This window comes from Bacteroidota bacterium (assembly GCA_030706565.1).
Taxonomy (GTDB): Bacteria; Bacteroidota; Bacteroidia; order Bacteroidales; family JAUZOH01; genus JAUZOH01.
On the sequence record JAUZOH010000417.1, the window covers coordinates 1 to 3,173 of the forward strand.

The 3,173-nt window shown below is 40.1% G+C and carries 3 protein-coding genes; all 3 read right to left on the minus strand.

Annotated elements, in window-relative coordinates; all coding sequences use genetic code 11:
• The coding region (locus tag Q8907_14970; GenBank protein MDP4275573.1) for a hypothetical protein at positions 1–455 on the minus strand (455 nt) is incomplete at its 3' end.
• 94 nt (positions 456–549) lie between these two features.
• Positions 550–2,760 (minus strand): RelA/SpoT family protein, encoded by a 2,211-nt coding sequence (locus Q8907_14975; GenBank protein MDP4275574.1) that lies wholly within the window; start codon positions 2,758–2,760, stop codon positions 550–552.
• Between the two features lie 210 nt (positions 2,761–2,970).
• The coding region (locus tag Q8907_14980; protein MDP4275575.1) for a hypothetical protein at positions 2,971–3,173 on the minus strand (203 nt) is incomplete at its 5' end.

Consider the following 3,173-nt stretch of genomic DNA (forward strand, 5'->3'; position numbering starts at 1 on the left):
GATTTGATTGAAGATCCGCTGATCAATAGGCGGTTACTCAACAAATACTGCCCTTTGGCATAAATCAGGAATTGACTGAAAGAACCGTTGAATTTGGGCTGCCTGCGGCTGTCAAAAACCGAAGGGGCAGTCAGGTTATTCAGGTGATTATTAACTACGACAGTTCCAACTTCCAGGTTCATCCGCGGCGAAAGCTGCCTGTTCCATGACGGAGCCACATAATTGCTGAACATACTCCCGTTTCCTGAAAATTTGCTAAACGAAGTCCCCATCTGCAAACCAAAGTGATTGAGATTATTGCTGCTTCTTACATCTGTCTTGGTTGAGGCTTTCGCAGCAGGAGCCACCGTATTGCTGTCTGTTGAAAAGTAATAATCATCCGGGCGGTTCTCCTGTGCATATATAATGCCAAATGATAACAAAGACATTAAAGTAAATAATATCTTCCTTTTCATTTTTATAAGGTTTACATGATAAGAAATAACAAAACTTTCACAAATATACAATAAAGTAAGCTGTATTATTCCTCTTTTATTTAGCAAAAATACTTTAAATATTTTCCAGTCGTGATACCTTTAAAACCCCTTTCACTTTTGCAAGTTTACGGATAAGTGTCTGTAAATGATTGGTATTATGTATAAACACTTTAATTACACCTTCAAAAACCCCGTCATTGGTATCAACCGAAATTGAACGCATATTAACTTTAAGATCCTTGCTGATCACATCCGAAATATTGCTTACAATGCCCACATCGTCTATACCGGTCACTTTGATGGTAGCCTGGAAAAATGCATTGTCCCCTTCGGTTCTTGCCCAACGGGCATTGACAACCCGGTAGCCGTATTTGGCAATCATTTCCCGGGCATTCGGGCAACTGGTGCGGTGAATTTTTATGCCTTCATTGATCGTAACAAAACCAAAAATCGGATCCCCAAAGATGGGGTTGCAGCATTTCGACAACTGGTAATCCAGCTTGTCGGTTTTATCGTCAATAAGCAGAAAATCTTCCGAGGACGGGAGTTGGGGTTTGACGATCTTTTCAAGAACGGGCGTTTCGATTTTCTCCGTTTTTTTGATCGATTCTGCAGCAGATTCAAGAATCAACTCCTTAATCTCAGAGACATCAATTTTTCCAGTTGCAATGGAATGATAGAGGTCTACTGCAGTTTTTAATTTGTAATTCTTTAAAATCTTAGTAACATTCTGGTCATTGAGCGATAATTTCCAGTTTCGCAGGCGCCGCCGGAGCATTTCTTTGCCCACTTCGGCTTCCTTGAGCAGTTCTTCCTTCAGCGCCAGTTTTATCTTTGTCTTTGCCTTGGAAGTCACCACAAAATCCAACCAGTCTTCTTTGGGTTTCTGAGATTTTGAAGAAATAATCTCAACATTATCTCCATTCTTCAGCGGATAACGAATGGGCATATTTTTATTGTTCACTTTAGCTCCCACACAGGTCATTCCCAAGTTAGAATGAATATCAAAAGCAAAATCAAGCACTGTTGCACCCGCAGGAAGTTTCTTTAAATCGCCCTGGGGGGTGAAAACAAAAATTTCCTTGGCATAAAGGCTTAATTTGAAATCATCCACAAAGTTTGAAGCATCCGGTTCTGCAGTTTCAAGTACCTCCCTGACCTTATTCAGCCAGTCATCAGCGCCTTTATCGCTTTCAATCCCTTTGTATTTCCAATGGGCGGCAAAACCCTTTTCGGCGATTTCGTTCATTCTTGCGGTACGAATCTGTACTTCAACCCATTGCCCGCCCGGGACCACCACAGTAGTATGCAAAGATTCATAGCCATTGGATTTGGGTACTGAAATCCAGTCACGCAGCCGCAAAGGATTGGGCTGATAAAAATCAGTTACAATGGAATATACCTGCCAGCAATCAGATTTTTCCTTATCCAGGGGACTATCCATGATAATCCGGATAGCAAATTTGTCATATACTTCATCAAAGCCCACATCCTGACGTCTCATTTTCCTCCAGATGGAATAAATGGATTTCGTTCGGCCCTTGATCTCAAATTTGAACTGATGTTTGATCAATTCATCTTTGATAGGTTTTATAAAGTCGCGGATAAAACGGTTCCGTTTTTCCTTACTGGCTTCCAGTTTTTTCTCTATGCTGTGATAATCTTCAGGCTCTGTATATTTCAAGGCAAGGTCTTCCAACTCAGACTTCAGGGTATATAATCCCAATCTGTGTCCCAAAGGGGCATATAATTCAAGGGATTCCGTAGCCATCTTAATTTGCTGTTCGGGAGGCAAGTTATCCAGGTTCCGCATATAGTTAAGGCGTTCGGCCAGTTTGATCAGAATAACCCGGACATCAGTCGAAAGCGAAAGGATAAGCTTGCGGAAATTCTCAGTCTGCATGGAGGTATCCCGGGCATCAATGCTGGAAATTTTTATCAAACTGTCAATGATCCTGGCTATATTTTTCCCGAAAAGTTGCTGAACTTTTTCAAGGGGAATAAATCCGTCGCGAACATAAGTATAGAGCAAAGAGCTTATGATGGAAGTAAGCCCAAGATTAAGTTCTGTAGCCAAAATCCTTGAAATCTCCAAAGGCTGAAAAATGAATGGATCACCCGTAAAAGAGGTCCTGTGTTTAGATTCGTCCAAGGCCAGATTAAAAGCCTGACGCAGGAGTTTTTGTTCGTCCTTTGACAATTCCGGTTTGGTATTACGTACCAAGGAGCGGTAGCGGTTTACCATCTCTTCCCTGTATTGGGTGGAAGTTAACAACTCGTTCATGATCTAAAAAACTCAAAAATTCGTTTCTTAGGCAAAGTTAAGCTATTTTTTGGTAATTGTATGGGTATAAATACTGATATTCTTCATAAAAAATCAAATATTTTGGACATATAGAATAAAAATAGGGGGGAAGGGATAATTAAAAAATAAATTTTATCTATTTATGAATAAAATTTGGATGATTGCCAAAAATTTTACGGTAAATTCAAATTATAATAAATTGATGATAATGGGGTAATGGGGTAATGGGTTAATGGGGTAATGGGTTAATGAGATAATGGGATAATGGGTAATGGGATAATGGGGTAATGGGGTAATGGGATATTGGGATAATGGGGTAATGGGGTAATGGGGTAATGGGTTAATGAGATAATGGGTTAATGAGAGAATGGGATAATGGGTTAATGAGATAA